Source organism: Herbaspirillum sp. RV1423 (genome assembly GCF_000577615.1).
Lineage (GTDB): Bacteria > Pseudomonadota > Gammaproteobacteria > Burkholderiales > Burkholderiaceae_D > Herbaspirillum.
Genome location: NZ_CBXX010000006.1, coordinates 223,606 through 238,752, shown reverse-complemented (window position 1 = coordinate 238,752; position 15,147 = coordinate 223,606). Strand labels below are relative to the sequence as shown.

The following is a 15,147-nucleotide window of genomic DNA, read 5'->3' as shown; positions in this document are numbered from 1 at the left end:
CTGACAACACCATCCGGGGAAACCGACATCATGTCCATCACGCCACAAGAAGCCTTATTGCGCTGCATCGAGCACCGTGAAATTTTTCACGATGAAATGCTGACGCTGTTCCGCCAGATCATGAGCGGTGAAATGTCGCCGGTGATGATCGCTGCGCTCACCATGGGCCTGCGCGTCAAAAAAGAAAGCATCGGTGAAATCGCCGCCGCTGCGCAGGTCATGCGCGAATTCGCCACCAAGGTGCCGATGGCAGACACTGCCAATTTGCTGGACATCGTGGGCACCGGCGGCGACGGCGCACACACCTTCAATATTTCCACCGCCTCGATGTTCGTGGCCGCTGCAGCCGGCGCACGCGTGGCCAAACACGGGGGCCGCAGCGTCTCCTCCTCATCCGGCAGCGCCGACGTGCTCGAAGCATTGGGTGCCGACATCAACCTGCAACCGGAACAAGTCGCGCAGTCGATCGCCCAGACCGGTATCGGGTTCATGTTCGCGCCCAACCACCACGCCGCCATGAAGCACGCAGCACCGGTGCGCAAGGAACTCGGCGTGCGCACGATCTTCAACATCCTCGGCCCGCTGACCAACCCGGCCGGCGCGCCGAATATCCTGATGGGCGTATTCCATCCCGACCTGGTCGGCATCCAGGTGCGCGTGCTGCAACGCCTCGGCGCGCAACACGCGATCGTGGTCTGGGGGCGCGACAACCTCGATGAAGTCACATTGGGCGGCGCCACCATGGTCGGCGAACTGGTCAACGGCGAAATCCGCGAATACGAGATTCATCCTGAAGATTTCGGCATGAGCATGTTCGCCAGCCGCAATCTGCAAGTCGCCAATGCCGCCGAATCGAAAGAAAAGATTTTCGAGGCGCTCAAAGGCACGCCCGGCCCTGTACATGACATCGTCGCCCTCAATGCCGGCACAGCGCTCTATGCCTCCGGTGTAGCAAGTTCGATCGGGGAAGGCTTGCGCAAGGCGCGTGAGACCATCGCCTCGGGAGCGGCGCTGGCCAAGGTCGATTCCTTCGTCAAGGTCACCCGGCAACTGGGCGGCAAGGCCTGATTGCATCATTCATTAGTTGTCCTATGCGCAGAAAGGCATAACCATGATTCCTCTGCACGATCTGCTGATCTTCGCGCTGGCCGCATTGGTGCTGGTGCTCACGCCTGGTCCCAACATGATGTATTGCGTGTCGCGCTCGATCTGCCAGGGGCGCGCCGCAGGGATGATTTCCCTGCTGGGCGTGGCGGCGGGTTTTGTGGTGCATATGCTGGCGGCGGCCTTCGGGTTGACAGCGCTATTTCTGGCGATCCCGCTGGCCTACGATCTGATTAAGTACCTTGGCGCCGCCTATCTGCTGTGGATGGCATGGAATGCGATCAAACCCGACGGCGCATCGCCTTTCCAGACGCGCGAACTGCCGCAGGACAGCAAGCTGACCTTGTTCAAGATGGGCTTCTTCACCAATCTGCTCAATCCCAAGGTCGCCGTGTTTTACATTTCGCTGTTTCCGCAGTTCATCCACGCCGAGCACGGCGACGTCCTGCTGCAAAGCGTGACGCTGGGCGCAACGCAGATTGCAGTCAGCTTCGCGGTCAACAGCATGATCATTTTCTCGGCCAGCGCCATCGCCGGCTTCTTTTCGAACAATCCCTGCTGGATGCGGGCGCAACGCTACGTCATGGGATTGACGCTGGGCGCGCTGGCGTTGCGGCTTGCGATTGATCAACGTAAATAAGCAAAGCAAACAAGCCGTAACCAAGGAGTATCCATGTCAGACATCCTCAACAATATCCTCGCCGTCAAGGCAGAGGAAGTTAAAGCGGCGAAGAAACACCGCGACCTCGCCAGCCTGCGCCGCGATGTCGAATCCGATGCGCAAGCACGCGCGCAATTGCGCGGCTTCGAGGCTGGCCTGCGCGGCAAGATCGCCGCCGGCCGTGCCGGCATCATCGCCGAAATCAAAAAGGCCTCGCCCTCCAAGGGCGTGATCCGTCCCGATTTCAAACCGGCCGAGATCGCTGCCAGCTACGCCGCCCACGGCGCCGCCTGCCTGTCGGTGCTGACCGACGTGCAATTCTTCCAGGGCTCGCCCGACTACCTGAAACAAGCGCGCGCCGCCTGCGCGCTGCCGGTGCTGCGCAAGGATTTCATGATGGACTTGTATCAAGTCTATGAAGCGCGCTCCTGGGGCGCCGACGCCATTCTGCTGATCGTCGCCGCGCTCGACCACGGTCTGATGGCTGAACTCGAAGCCTGCGCTCATGAACTGGGCATGAGCGTGCTGGTGGAAGTGCACGACGGCGCCGAACTGGACGCGGCACTGAAACTGAAAACCGCATTGCTGGGCATCAACAATCGCAACCTGCGCACCTTCGAGACCACGCTCGACACGACGCTGAACCTGCTGCCGCGCATCCCGCCGGACAAGCTGGTCGTCACCGAATCGGCCATCGCCACGCCGGACGATGTCAAGCGCATGCGCGACGCCGATGTGAATGCGTTCCTGGTTGGCGAAGCCTTCATGCGCGCGCCGGAACCGGGTGTGGAGCTGGCGCGCTTGTTTGCCTGAACGCCACGCGACGCATAAACAAACCCAAAACACAAAGCCGTCGTCCTGACTTAGGTCGGGACGACGGCTTTTTTGATGATTACGAGAAAAGCACGATCAAGCCGAGAAACCGCCATCGATCGTCAAGCTGGCGCCAGTGATATAACCGGCTTCAGGTCCAGCCAGGTAAGCCACGAAGCTGGCAATTTCTTCGGCCTTGCCGTAACGCGGCAAGGCCATCAAACCTTTCAGCGTTTCGGCGAACTCGCCGGAAGCCGGATTCATGTCGGTGTCGACCGGCCCCGGCTGCACGTTGTTGACGGTGATGCCGCGTGGACCGAGATCGCGCGCCAGGCCTTTTGTCAGGCCGACGATGGCCGACTTGCTCATTGCATACACAGCGCCGCCGGCAAACGGCATGCGCTCGGCGTTGGTGCTGCCGATGGTGATGATGCGACCGCCTTCGCGCATGAAGCGCACGGCTTCCTGAGTCGCAACGAACACGCTGCGCACGTTGACGGCCAAGGTGCGGTCAAGGTCTTCCAGCTTGAATTCCTCCACCGACCCCAGCGCCAGTACGCCGGCATTGTTGACGAGAATGTCGAGACGGCCGAACGTTTCGGCAGCGATGCGCACCGCCTGCTGCAGCGCCGCGGTGTCCGAGCTGTCGGCCTGGATGGCCAGCGCTCGACCGCCCTTGGCTTCGACGTCGCTGACCAGTGCCTGCGCCTTGTCCGGCGAACTGACATAGGTGAAGGCGACGATCGCGCCTTCGCGCGCCAGGCGCTTGACAATGGCGGCGCCGATGCCGCGCGAACCGCCTTGCACGAAAGCAACCTTGTCTTTCAGCGTCAGAGTGGTGTTGATGTTTGCAGTCATGATATTGCTCCTTGTTCGTGTAAGAGTCAGGATAAAAAAATAAGCGAATGGCCTGCGGTTTCCTTGCTTGAGCGTCGAATTCCGTTTGGCTTGGAATCAAGTATGGAGTAAGGATTATGTTAAAACTAGACATCAATCACTATCTTCTTTTTAAACATTATGTTTAAAATTAACAAATGGAATCCCTGACCAGCATTGAATGTTTTGTTGTCTCCGCAGAGGCAGGCAGCTTCTCCGCAGCCGCACGGCGACTCGGCCTGACCTCTGCCGCCGTGGGCAAGAACGTCGCCCGGCTTGAATCGAACCTCGGCGTCCGCCTGTTCCAGCGTAGCACGCGCAGCCTGCGCCTGACCGAGGCTGGGGAACGGTTTCTTCAGGAAGTCAGCGGCGGCCTGTCCGCCATCCAGAGCGCAGTCGCCAACCTGGCCAGCGCCGACGGACAGCCGGCAGGCGTGTTGAAGGTCAGCATGGGAACCGGTTTCGGACGTGAATACATCGTGCCGCTGTTGGGAGGATTCCTGGAGCGCTATCCTGCCATCTCACCGGACTGGCATTTCGATAACCGGCCGGTGGATCTGATCACGGAAGGTTTCGACGCCGCGATCGGCGGCGGCATCGAACTGCCGCCCGGCATCGTCGCGCGCGAACTGGCGCCGGCGCACCGGGTATTGCTGGCGTCGCCGCAATACCTGGCGCAACGTCCGCCGGTCCGCACGCCGGATGACCTCGAACAGCACGACGGCATCCTGATCCGCTCGCCGCAAACCGGCCGCGTGCGCTCATGGACGCTGCGCAATCGTGATGGTGCGCAGGCGTCGATCAATCTGAAAGTGAAGATGACGATGAGCGACCCCAATGCCGCCTGCGAAATCGCACAAATGGGCATGGGCATCACGCTGGCAGCGATGCCACATGCGGTGGTGTACCTGAAGAGCGGCGCATTGATGCGGGTGCTGCCGGATTGGTATGTCGACGGCGGCATGCTGGCGCTCTACTTCGCCGCTGCACGGCTGTTGCCGGCGAAGACGCGCGTGTTCGTCGATTATGTGGTGGAACATTTCCGCCATGAAGAACTGGCACGGCGATTCTCCGCCTTTTGACTGACCTAGCGGCTCTTCGCGCCGGCCCGCATGCCGCCGCCAAGATTACTGCCGGCATCCCTGGCCAGGCTGCGATAACCCAGCGCGGAACATAAAGTCAGCGCTCCTGCCATGACAAACGCCCAGTGGAAATCGGTTATTGAAAAATGCGCCTCGATACCGCCGCCAGCCATATCTGCGCTGCCGTTGAAATAGGACGCCACGCGTAACGCCAGCGCGCCAAATGCGATTCCCATACCGATCGTCATTTGCTGCGCCACACTCCATAGTGTGCTGGCCGCGCTCTTTTGCGCTTCGGAGACATCGGCATAGGCCAGTGTGGCCAGCGTCGAGAACTGCATCGACCGCGACAAGCCGTAGATGAAAATCGTCAGCAGCACGACCGGCAACGGCGTCGTCGCCGTGAGCAGGCCGCAAGCCAGCACGAACACGCCGGCGATAGTGGCATTGGTCAGCGACACGCGACGGAAACCGAAACGCTGCAACACGCGTGTAGTGAACATCTTCATGCCGAGATTGCCCAAGGCGCTCGCCAGTAGCAGCAAACCCGAATGGAACGCCGACAGGCCGAATCCGATCTGGAACAGCAGCGGCAACAGATACGGCACCGCTTCGATACCGATGCGCGTGAATGAACCGGTAACGACGGTGATATTGAAGGTCGGCACTTTCAGCGTCGAATAGTCCAGCAACGGATGTTCGCTGCGCATGCCATGGCGGTACGAAAAAAAGCCCAAGACGATACCGGCGGCGATGAAGAAAAGCGCGACGGTCAGGTTGGTTTCAGTGTGGCTGGCCAGTTCGGTGCCGTATAACAGCGACGTCAGCGCCGTGCCGCTCAGGAAGAAGCCGACCATGTCCAGCGGCCGGCGCTGCATGCTGCGCTCGTTGGGGACAAGCGCCGCCACGGCGATCAAAGCGGCAATGCCGAACGGCACGTTGATCAGGAAGATCCAGTGCCACGAGAAATAGGTGGTGATGAATCCGCCGAGCGAAGGCCCCACCACCGGCGCGACAATCGCCGGCCAGGTAATCGTGGAAATCGCCTTCATCAGCTTGTCCTTGCTGGTGTTGCGCACGACGATCAGACGCCCGACCGGCACCATCAGCGCACCGCCCATGCCTTGCAGGATACGCGCGGCGGTGAATTCGAACACGCTGCCGGAGATGCCGCACAGCACCGACGCCAGCGTGAAGACCACAATCGCCGCGCCGAATACTGTGCGCGAACCGAGGCGATCCGCGACCCAGCCGCTGATCGGAATAAACACCGCCAGCGTCAGCATGTAGGCGGTCATGCCCAGGCTCAGTTCATTCGGCCCCACCTTGAACGCCTGCGCCATCTGCGGCAACGCCGTCGCGATGATCGTCGTGTCGAGGTATTCCATGAAAAACGTCGCGGCGACGATGAAAGGCAACCAGTGTGCGCGCGATGGAGTCTGTGCGGCTGTCATCCCTGTCCTGTATTTGTTTTTATTTCACTGAAATCCTGTCCGTCAGAAGCGCAGGAAATGCAGCAGCAACTGCACCACGATAATCCCGCCGATCAGACCGCCGCCGAAATAGACGATTACCCCCAGCAACAGGTTGGTGCGACGCTGCTCGGCCACCAGTCTCTTCAGCAATTCGGTATTCTGCTCGTGCTTGTTGGCCTGGGTCGCCATGGTCAGCGCCTGATGCGCCAGACGCGGCAATTGCGGCAACAGGCGGCTGTAGCGCGGCACTTCGATCTTGAGTTGCTGGACAAAACCGCGCCAGCCGATCTGCTCTGTCATCCAGCGCTCAAGATAGGGCTTGGCGGTTTTCCAGAGGTCAAGTTCGGGATCGAGCTGGCGTCCCAGGCCTTCGACGTTGAGCAAGGTCTTTTGCAGCAGCACCAGTTGCGGCTGCACTTCGACATTGAAGCGGCGCGAAGTCTGGAACAAGCGCAGCAGCACCTGGCCGAAGGAAATGTCTTTCAGCGGACGATCGAAGATCGGTTCGCAGCAGGCGCGCACCGCCGCCTCCAACTCGTCGACCCGGGTATCTTTCGGCGCCCAGCCGGATTCGATATGCGCCTCGGCCACGCGCTTGTAATCGCGCCGGAAGAACGCCAGGAAATTCTGCGACAGGTAATCCTTGTCGAAATCGGTCAGCGTGCCGACGATGCCGAAGTCGAGCGCAATGTAACGGCCGAAGGTTGCCGGCGCGGTCGAGACCAGGATATTTCCCGGATGCATGTCGGCATGGAAGAAACCGTCACGGAACACTTGCGTAAAGAAAATTTCAACGCCGTCGCGCGACAGTTTGCTCAGATCCACGCCCTCCGCCCGCAAACGCTCGGTCTGGGAAATCGGAATACCGTGCATGCGCTCCATGACAATCACCGACGAGGAGCAATAGTCCCAATACATCTCCGGCACCATCAGCAGATCGGAGTTGGCGAAATTGCGCCGCAACTGGCTGGCATTGGCCGCCTCGCGCATCAGGTCCAGTTCGTCGTGCAAGTACTTGTCGAATTCGGCGACGACATCCTTGGCTTTCAGCCGACGGCCGTCGGCCCACAGGCGTTCGACCCAGTCGGCAGCCAGGTGCATCAGGCCGATGTCGTGGTCGATGGTGTTGCGCATGCCGGGACGCAAGACTTTCACGGCGACTTCCGTGCCGTCCTTGAGCGTCGCAAAATGCACCTGGGCAATTGAAGCGGAAGCGATCGGGGTGCGATCGAACGTGGCGAACAAGGCATCGGGATGGGCGCCCAGCGACTTCTGGATCTGCGCAATGGCGAGGTCGGAATCGAACGGCGGCACGCGATCCTGCAGCCGCATCAATTCATCGGCGATATCCAGCGGCAGCAGATCGCGGCGCGTCGACAGCACCTGACCGAACTTGACGAAGATCGGCCCGAGGTCTTCCAGCGCGCGGCGCAGGCGCTCTCCGCGCGGCCGCGACAGGTCGCGCCAGAAAAAAATCGCATTGAGAAAACGCGTGATGCGCGGCGTGTCGAAACCGGAAATGGCGATCTCGTCCAGGCCATAGCGTATCGCTACGCGCACGATCTTGAACAGTCGCAGGGAACGCAGCAGCATCAGCGGCGCTCCAGCTTCTCTATCCGCTTGGACAGGCGCTCGACGTCGTCGCGCAATTTGACGACATCGCCGGAAAATTCATTCATGACATACGGACGGATCAGCATCGGCTGTTCTTCCAAAAAATATTCTGCGACGTTTTCCGCCACTTGCCTTTGGGTCGTCCGGGCCGCAGCAAGGAAGGATTTCGCGCCGGACACGAGGCGCGTCGCGGCGATGTCGCCAACTACCTTGCTGACGTCTTCTTCCGCATCCCAGCGCAGCGATTGGCTCAACTGGGAAATGGCGTTGGCAAAGTCGGCATCGCCTTCGATCCTGACGTAGGACACGGCGCGTTCACGGTTGGCGAGGATCAGCGGCACATCGGACAGCTTGAGATGTATCGTCACGGCCGGCACAGCATTCTCGGCGGCGTTCCTGACAAAGCCGTCGCCGGTGACGGTCAACATCAGTTGCGCAAGGCCGGCGTCGATGCAGGCGGTCTTGTCGCGATGTGCAACCAGCCTGGCTTGCGCCCAGGGTTCCTGGGCAAGCAAATGATTGATAACGGCAGCAACTGGGCGCATGAAGGAAGAAAGCATGGGAATGTGCGGCATCAAAAAAGAAAACCGCCCGAGAGAAAGTCGGGCGGTTTCAAGTTTAACAGTTCTTGGCGCTGCCAAGTGACTCCAGGCTCACGCCTTCAAGCCGGTTTGAGGCTTACACCTGCTGGATGCCTGCCAGCACCCAACCGCCTGGGCCGTTGACCGGCTTCGACAGGTTCCAGATTTCGGCAAACGGCTCCGCCGACATATCGGGCGCTTCCTTGATCAAACCGGTAAATTTGACGGTTGCCAGATAGTCGCTGCCGATGGTCTCGATACCGAGCAGTTCGCCATCGATCTGCACGACGTCGGTGTTGTTCGGCGCGCTGCCGCGCTCTTGCAATTGGAGGCGCAATTCGCCGAACATTTCCGGCGTGGTGAATTCGCGGATGTCGTTGATATCGGCCCTGTCCCATGCAGCTTGCAGACGGATGAAATAGGTTTTTCCGGTACGTACAAAACCGGCCACGTCGAAATCGGCCGGGATGCCCCACGGGATGATCGGTGCATGGGCAGCCGAGGCGCCGAAATCGTTGCCTTGCAGTGCCGCAGGCGCTTGCACGCCGGTCGGGCCGATGCGCGAACCGATTTCAGGCGTGTAGACCGAGGATTCCGCGGTATTGGCATAAGCCGGCTGCGGATTGAAGCCAGTTCCCGGATTGCTGCTGCCGCCACTCTTGCGCGTGAACATGCGGAACAGGAACATCGCAACGAAAGCCAGCAAGGCCAGCATCAAAACGGTGCTGATCATGCTCGCGAAGGCGCCGCCCAGGCCGAAGTGCGACAACAGCGCGCCCAAGCCGAGACCAAGCAATGCGCCGCCGAGGATGCCTTTCCATGGACTGGCCGGCTTGGGCGGAACCGATTGCGGAGTTGCAGCCGGGGCTGCGGGTCTGGCAGGTGCAGCGTAGGACGGCGAAGACGACGGCGCCTGGCGGGAATAATTCGACGATTGCTTGCCGAAAGAACCGCCACCGCCGAGACGCCTGGCTTCAGCGCCCGACATTGCGACCGTCATGGTCGTCAGGGCAAGCATCAGAATGAGGAATAACTTTTTCACACAAGCTCCTACGCAAATTGGTTCCAGAATTTGATTTTAAAGTTTAATACCGGTATGCAATGCGGCCACGCCAGCGGTCAGGTTGTGGTACTGCACGCGTTCCAGGCCGGCATCTTCCATCATCTTCTTCAGCGTTTCCTGGTCGGGATGCATGCGAATCGATTCGGCCAGATAACGATAGCTTTCGGCATCGTTGGCGATTTTCTTGCCCAGCCATGGCAACACCGAGAAGGAATACACGTCGTAAGGCTTCTTCAGCGGCTCCCATACTTTGGAAAACTCCAGCACCAGCAGCTTGCCGCCCGGCTTCAGGACCCGGCGCATTTCCGACAGGGCGACATCCTTGTGCGTCATGTTACGCAGGCCGAAGGCCACTGAAACACGGTCGAAATAATTGTCGGGAAACGGCAACTTCTCCGCATCGCACAGTAAGGTGGGGGTCGGAGTACCCTTATTCAATAGACGGTCGCGGCCGACGCGCAGCATCGACTCGTTGATGTCGGTCAGCCAGACTTCACCGGTGGGGCCGGCCTGCCTGGCGAACGCCTTGGACAGGTCGCCGGTGCCGCCGGCGATATCGAGTACCTTGAACCCGGGACGGACGCCGGCCTGGGCGATCGTGAACGCTTTCCACACGCGATGCAGGCCGGCCGACATGAAGTCGTTCATGATGTCGTACTTGGCTGCGACGGAGTGGAAGACTTCGGCGACTTTATGTACCTTGTCTTCTTCAGGAACGGTCTGATAACCGAAGTGGGTGGTGTTGGTCATGTGGCAACCTGAAATAAGTAATGCGACATTATATAAGGTGAGGCAAGGTGAAATCGCCCGGCCCGGCAAAGTCGATGCCGGTCAGTGCTGGTGGCCGCAGGCGCTGCCGCCTTGCGCCCTCATGTCCTGATCGCGGCCGCTGTCGCGCGTGAAACCGGCCGCTTCCAGTTTTTGCAGATAGGTTTCCCACATCGCATCCTGATCGCGGCCGAGCTGATAGAGGTATTCCCACGTAAAGATACCGCTGGAATGATCGTCGGAGAATATCGGTTTGATGCCGTAATTGCCGACCGGCTCGACGCCGACGATGCCGATATCGCGCTTGCCGGTCTGCAGGGTTTCCTGGCCGGGACCGTGCCCGCGCACCTCGGCCGAGGGCGAATACACGCGCAGCAGCTCGAACGGAATGGAAAACTGTGCGCCGTCGTCGAAGGCGACTTCCATCACGCGCGATTGCGTGCGGACTTTGAAGGATACGGGCGTGGGACCGGAGCTCATTGCTTGCACTTTCTATTCTGTAAAACGAAGGCCGGCGGTTTGGCTTCTACTCTTCACAGGCAAGCCTGCTCCGGTCTTTCGGAAGATCGTCAGGACGGCATCGACGACAGATGACGCATGATCGCGGCGCGCAGTTGCGGCAATTTCGCGCGACGCTGTTCCAGCGTCGCCGCCGCGCTTTCACGCTTGGCCTCGGCCCAGACCGGACTGGGAAAATGCGCATCGTCGGTATAGCGCGGAATCACATGCCAGTGTACGTGCGGCGTCATGTTGCCGAGACTGGCGACGTTGATTTTTTCCGGCTGCATGACTTCACGCACGGCAGCTTCGACCGCCCACACCGCATTCATGAGCGCGCTACGATCAGCCGGCGACAAGTCGGTCATTTCCTTGAAATGGCCATTCCAGATCACGCGGCAGAAGCCGGGATAAGCGGCTTCGTCGACCAGCACGACGCGATAGCTGTCGTTTTTGAACACCAACTGGCCGCCGTCGCCGTCACACAAGTCGCATACGTTGGCCATGCTTACACCAGCACGCGTTCGATGCCGCCGTTGTTGGCGCGCGCAACATAGTCAGGCAACCAGTTTTCGCCGAGCAGATGCCTGGCCATTTCGACCACGATGTAGTCGGCGGTGGTGCCGGAATCTTCGTTGTAACGCGACAAACCCTGGAAGCAAGACGGGCACGAAGTCAGGATCTTGACGTCGCCGGTGAAACCGTCCGCGCGCACCTTGTCGGCGCCCTTGCGCATCTCTTCTTCCTTGCGGAAACGCACCTGGGTCGAGACGTCCGGACGGGAGACGCCGAAGGTGCCCGATTCGCCGCAGCAGCGATCGTTCTTTTCGATCTTTTGCGCGTCGACGGTGGTGATCAGCGAATTGACGGTCTTCAGCGGATCCTGCAGTTTCATCGGGCTGTGGCAAGGATCGTGGTACATGTAACGGGTGCCGGTCACTCCTTCCAGACGCACGCCCTTCTCCAGCAGATATTCGTGGATGTCGATGATGCGGCAACCCGGAAATATCTTTTCGAACTCATACCCCTGCAACTGATCGTAGCAGGTGCCGCAGGACACCACGACGGTCTTGATATCGAGGTAGTTCAGCGTGTTCGCCATGCGGTGGAACAGCACGCGGTTGTCGGTGATGATCTTCTCGGCCTTGTCATAATCGCCGCTGCCGCGCTGCGGATAACCGCAGCACAGATAACCTGGCGGCAATACGGTCTGTACGCCGACGTTCCACAACATCGCTTGCGTGGCCAGGCCGACTTGCGAGAACAGGCGCTCCGAACCGCAACCGGGGAAGTAGAACACCGCTTCGGTATCGGCGGTGGTCGTCTTCGGATCGCGGATGATCGGCACGATCTTGTCGTCTTCGATATCAAGCAAGGCGCGCGCCGTCTTCTTGGGCAGGTTGCCGGGCATCTTCTTGTTGATGAAGTGGATCACCTGCTCCTTGATCGGCGCCTTGCCGACCGTGGCCGCAGGTCTTTGCGTCTGCTTCTTGGCAAACTTCTTCAGGATGTCGTTGCCCAGACGCTGCGCCTTGAAACCCCAATCGGTCATCACCTTGCGCGTGGCGTTGATGGTGGCCGGATCGGTGGCGTTGAGGAAGAACATCGCCGCCGAGGTGCCGGGATTGAAGGACTTCTTGCCCATCTTGCGCAACAGGTTGCGCATGTTCATCGACACGTCGCCGAAGTCGATGTCGACCGGGCAAGGCGTCACGCACTTGTGGCAGACGGTGCAATGGTCGGCCACGTCTTCGAACTCTTCCCAATGCTTGATCGAGACGCCGCGGCGGGTCTGCTCTTCATACAGGAAGGCTTCGACCAGCAGCGAGGTCGCCAGGATCTTGTTGCGCGGCGAGTACAGCAGGTTCGCGCGCGGCACATGGGTCGCGCACACCGGTTTGCACTTGCCGCAGCGCAGGCAGTCCTTGACGCTGTTGGCGATGGCGCCGATGTCGCTTTGCTGCATGATCAGCGACTCATGGCCCATCAGGCCGAAGGACGGCGTGTAGGCATTGCTCAGGTCGGCTTCCATGCCGGGCAGGTTGAGCAGTTTTCCCTTGTTGAAACGGCCGTCCGGATCGACGCGCTTCTTGTACTCGCGGAATTCGCCGATCTCGTCTTCGGTCAGGAATTCCAGCTTGGTGATGCCGATGCCGTGCTCGCCGGAAATCACGCCGTCCAGCGAACGCGCCAGCGTCATGATGCGCGCCACCGCCTGATGGGCGTCCTGCAGCATTTCGTAGTGATCGGAATTGACCGGCAAATTGGTGTGCACATTGCCGTCGCCGGCGTGCATGTGCAACGCGACGAATACCCGGCCGCGCAGCACGCGCTTGTGGATCGCGTTGCATTCGTCGAGGATCAGCTTGAAGGCGCCGCCATTGAAAATCTGACGCAATTGCGCGCGAATTTCCTGTTTCCACGACACGCGCACGGTGCGATCCTGCACGACATGGAAAACGCTCGCGTCCGGTTGCTCGATCAGCCGCTGGTCGAATACCGGCAATAGCCGGTCCAGGCCCAGCGCGGCCAACTCGCCCTTGGCCGCGCCCAAGGGCTTGTCCAGATTGGCCAGCAAATAAGTCCAGCGCGCCTGCGTCTGCGCGATCAGCATTTCCGCCTGATGCACGCGGTCTTCCAGCATTTCGGCGGCAGGGATGTCCTCGCCTTCGGCATCGTCGCTCTTGCCCAGCGGCAGGTTGCCCTTGGCAAAGAAAGCATCCAGTTCGCCGAGGAATTGCAGCTTGTTCTTGATCGACAGTTCGATGTTGATGCGCTCGATGCCGTCGGTGTATTCACCCATGCGATTGAGCGGGATCACCACGTCTTCATTGATCTTGAAGGCATTGGTATGCTTGGCGATCGCCGCCGTGCGAGAACGGTCGAGCCAGAATTTCTTGCGCGCTTCCGGGCTGATCGCGACGAAACCTTCGCCGACGCGATTGTTGGCCATGCGGATGACTTCGGACGCAGCTTGCGCCACGGCGTTCTCATCATCGCCGACGATGTCGCCGATCAGCACCATCTTCGGCAGCACGCCGCGCTTGGACTTGGTAGAGTAGCCGACCGCACGCAGGTAGCGCTCGTCCAGATGCTCCAGGCCGGCCAAGATGGCGCCGCCCTTTTTGGTTTCGGCGTCGAGATAATTCTTGATTTCGACAATCGACGGAATCGCATCGCGCGCCTGGCCGAAGAATTCGAGACAGACGGTGCGCGTCTGCTTCGGCATCTTGTGCAGGATCCAGCGCGCCGAGGTGATCAGGCCGTCGCAACCCTCCTTCTGGATGCCGGGCAAACCCGCCAGGAATTTGTCGGTGACGTCCTTGCCCAGGCCTTCCTTGCGGAATTTGCGGCCGGCGATTTCGAGGATTTCGGTCCTGAAGACTTCCATCTTCTGGCCCTTTTCGCCGGGGTGCGACCACTCAAGCCTGAAACGCGCCAGTTCGACGTCATGGATCTTGCCCAGGTTGTGGTCGAGACGCGTGACTTCAAGCCAGTCGCCTTGCGGATCGACCATGCGCCAGCTCGCAAGATTGTCGAGCGCGGTGCCCCACAACACGGCCTTCTTGCCGCCGGCGTTCATGGCGACGTTGCCGCCGATGCAGGATGCTTCGGCCGAGGTCGGATCGACCGCGAACACAAAACCGGCTTTTTCGGCCGCATCGGACACACGCTTGGTCACCACGCCCGCGCCGGAATAAATCGTCGCGTATGGCGTATCGAGGCCGGGCAGCACGGCCATTTCGACGGCGCCCAGTTGCTCCAGTTTTTCGGTATTGATGACAGCCGACATCGGCGTCAGCGGAATCGCACCGCCGGTGTAGCCTGTACCGCCGCCGCGCGGGATGATGGTCAGGCCGAGTTCTATGCAGGCCTTGACCAGGCCGGCCATTTCGTCTTCGCTGTCGGGCGTGAGCACGACGAACGGATACTCGACACGCCAGTCGGTGGCGTCGGTCACGTGCGAGACACGCGACAAGCCGTCGAACTTGATGTTGTCCTTGGCGGTGTAGCGGCCGAGCACCTTGTTGGCGCGCTTGCGCAGGTCGTAGGTTTGCTTGAATTCCTCGCCAAAATCGGCAATCGCCTTGCGTGCCGCCTTCAATAACACTTCCACATTGGCGCTGCGACGCGCGGCGTCGGCTGTATCGCCGTCAGCGACTTCAGCTTGATGGACGTCGACGCGACGCTTGTCCACTTCGGCCAGCCGGTGATGCAAGGCTTCAATCAATGCGGCACGACGCTTGGGATTGTCCAGCATGTCGTCCTGCAGATACGGATTGCGGCGCACCACCCAGATATCGCCCAGCACTTCATACAACATGCGTGCGGATCGGCCGGTCTGGCGCTTGCTGCGCAACTCGTCAAGCACGCCCCAGGCGTCTTCGCCCAACAGGCGGATCACGATTTCGCGATCGGAGAACGAGGTGTAGTTATAAGGAATTTCACGCAAGCGCGTGGGGCTGGCGCCTTGCGGCGCATCAGTGAGCAAAGCCTGGATTTTTGCGGGGGCGTTCATTAATTTTGAAAAAAATCTGCTGCCGGATGTGCATTTTATCTTATTGCCGCAACGCGCGAGGCAATGCCCTTACTTTTGGCAGAACAATAAGAA

13 protein-coding genes are annotated in these 15,147 nt (G+C 60.1%); 4 read left to right on the top strand and 9 right to left on the bottom strand.

The annotated features are described in order from the left end of the window. Positions 1–30 precede the first annotated feature (30 nt). The 3 genes from trpD to trpC are packed head-to-tail and all read left to right on the top strand — an operon-like array spanning position 31 to position 2,578. Positions 31–1,068: an anthranilate phosphoribosyltransferase gene (trpD, locus tag RV1423_RS09165; protein WP_034295704.1), complete on the top strand. Its 1,038-nt coding sequence runs from the start codon at positions 31–33 to the stop codon at positions 1,066–1,068. Between the two features lie 43 nt (positions 1,069–1,111). Then, complete coding sequence (locus tag RV1423_RS09160; RefSeq protein ID WP_034295616.1) at positions 1,112–1,744, top strand: LysE family translocator; 633 nt, start codon at positions 1,112–1,114, stop codon at positions 1,742–1,744. Between the two features lie 33 nt (positions 1,745–1,777). Next, positions 1,778–2,578, top strand: a complete 801-nt coding sequence (gene trpC, locus RV1423_RS09155; protein WP_034295615.1) for an indole-3-glycerol phosphate synthase TrpC — start codon at positions 1,778–1,780, stop codon at positions 2,576–2,578. 96 nt (positions 2,579–2,674) lie between these two features. Here the strand turns inward: trpC and RV1423_RS09150 are convergent, their stop codons facing one another. After that, positions 2,675–3,436: a 3-oxoacyl-ACP reductase family protein gene (locus RV1423_RS09150; protein ID WP_034295613.1), complete on the bottom strand. Its 762-nt coding sequence runs from the start codon at positions 3,434–3,436 to the stop codon at positions 2,675–2,677. 176 nt (positions 3,437–3,612) lie between these two features. On the opposite strand from RV1423_RS09150, the gene RV1423_RS09145 reads away from it, so the two are divergent. Then, positions 3,613–4,536, top strand: a complete 924-nt coding sequence (locus tag RV1423_RS09145; RefSeq protein WP_034295612.1) for a LysR family transcriptional regulator — start codon at positions 3,613–3,615, stop codon at positions 4,534–4,536. Between the two features lie 5 nt (positions 4,537–4,541). On the opposite strand, the gene RV1423_RS09140 is transcribed toward RV1423_RS09145, so the two are convergent. From RV1423_RS09140 to RV1423_RS09105, 8 genes are all read right to left on the bottom strand, one after another. Then, on the bottom strand, positions 4,542–5,990 hold the full coding sequence (locus RV1423_RS09140) for an MFS transporter (RefSeq protein ID WP_034295610.1): 1,449 nt from the start codon (positions 5,988–5,990) through the stop codon (positions 4,542–4,544). Between the two features lie 42 nt (positions 5,991–6,032). Further along, entirely contained in the window at positions 6,033–7,604 is a 1,572-nt protein-coding gene (gene ubiB, locus RV1423_RS09135) for a ubiquinone biosynthesis regulatory protein kinase UbiB (RefSeq protein ID WP_034295608.1), read from the bottom strand. Continuing rightward, positions 7,604–8,170, bottom strand: a complete 567-nt coding sequence (locus RV1423_RS09130; RefSeq protein WP_034295702.1) for an SCP2 domain-containing protein — start codon at positions 8,168–8,170, stop codon at positions 7,604–7,606. The genes ubiB and RV1423_RS09130 overlap by 1 nt, the downstream gene beginning before the upstream one ends. A 133-nt stretch (positions 8,171–8,303) precedes the next feature. Further along, a complete protein-coding gene (locus tag RV1423_RS09125; protein WP_034295605.1) occupies positions 8,304–9,248 on the bottom strand; it encodes a Tim44 domain-containing protein in 945 nt (314 codons plus the stop codon). 36 nt (positions 9,249–9,284) lie between these two features. Beyond that, on the bottom strand, positions 9,285–10,019 hold the full coding sequence (gene ubiE / locus RV1423_RS09120) for a bifunctional demethylmenaquinone methyltransferase/2-methoxy-6-polyprenyl-1,4-benzoquinol methylase UbiE (RefSeq protein ID WP_034295604.1): 735 nt from the start codon (positions 10,017–10,019) through the stop codon (positions 9,285–9,287). 81 nt (positions 10,020–10,100) lie between these two features. Next, positions 10,101–10,517: a gamma-butyrobetaine hydroxylase-like domain-containing protein gene (locus RV1423_RS09115; protein ID WP_034295603.1), complete on the bottom strand. Its 417-nt coding sequence runs from the start codon at positions 10,515–10,517 to the stop codon at positions 10,101–10,103. Between the two features lie 89 nt (positions 10,518–10,606). Further along, positions 10,607–11,041, bottom strand: a complete 435-nt coding sequence (locus RV1423_RS09110) for an HIT family protein (RefSeq protein ID WP_034295601.1) — start codon at positions 11,039–11,041, stop codon at positions 10,607–10,609. A gap of 2 nt (positions 11,042–11,043) precedes the next feature. After that, positions 11,044–15,054, bottom strand: coding sequence for an FAD/FMN-binding oxidoreductase (locus tag RV1423_RS09105; RefSeq protein ID WP_034295599.1), 4,011 nt, complete (start codon positions 15,052–15,054; stop codon positions 11,044–11,046). Between the last annotated feature and the right edge of the window lie 93 nt (positions 15,055–15,147).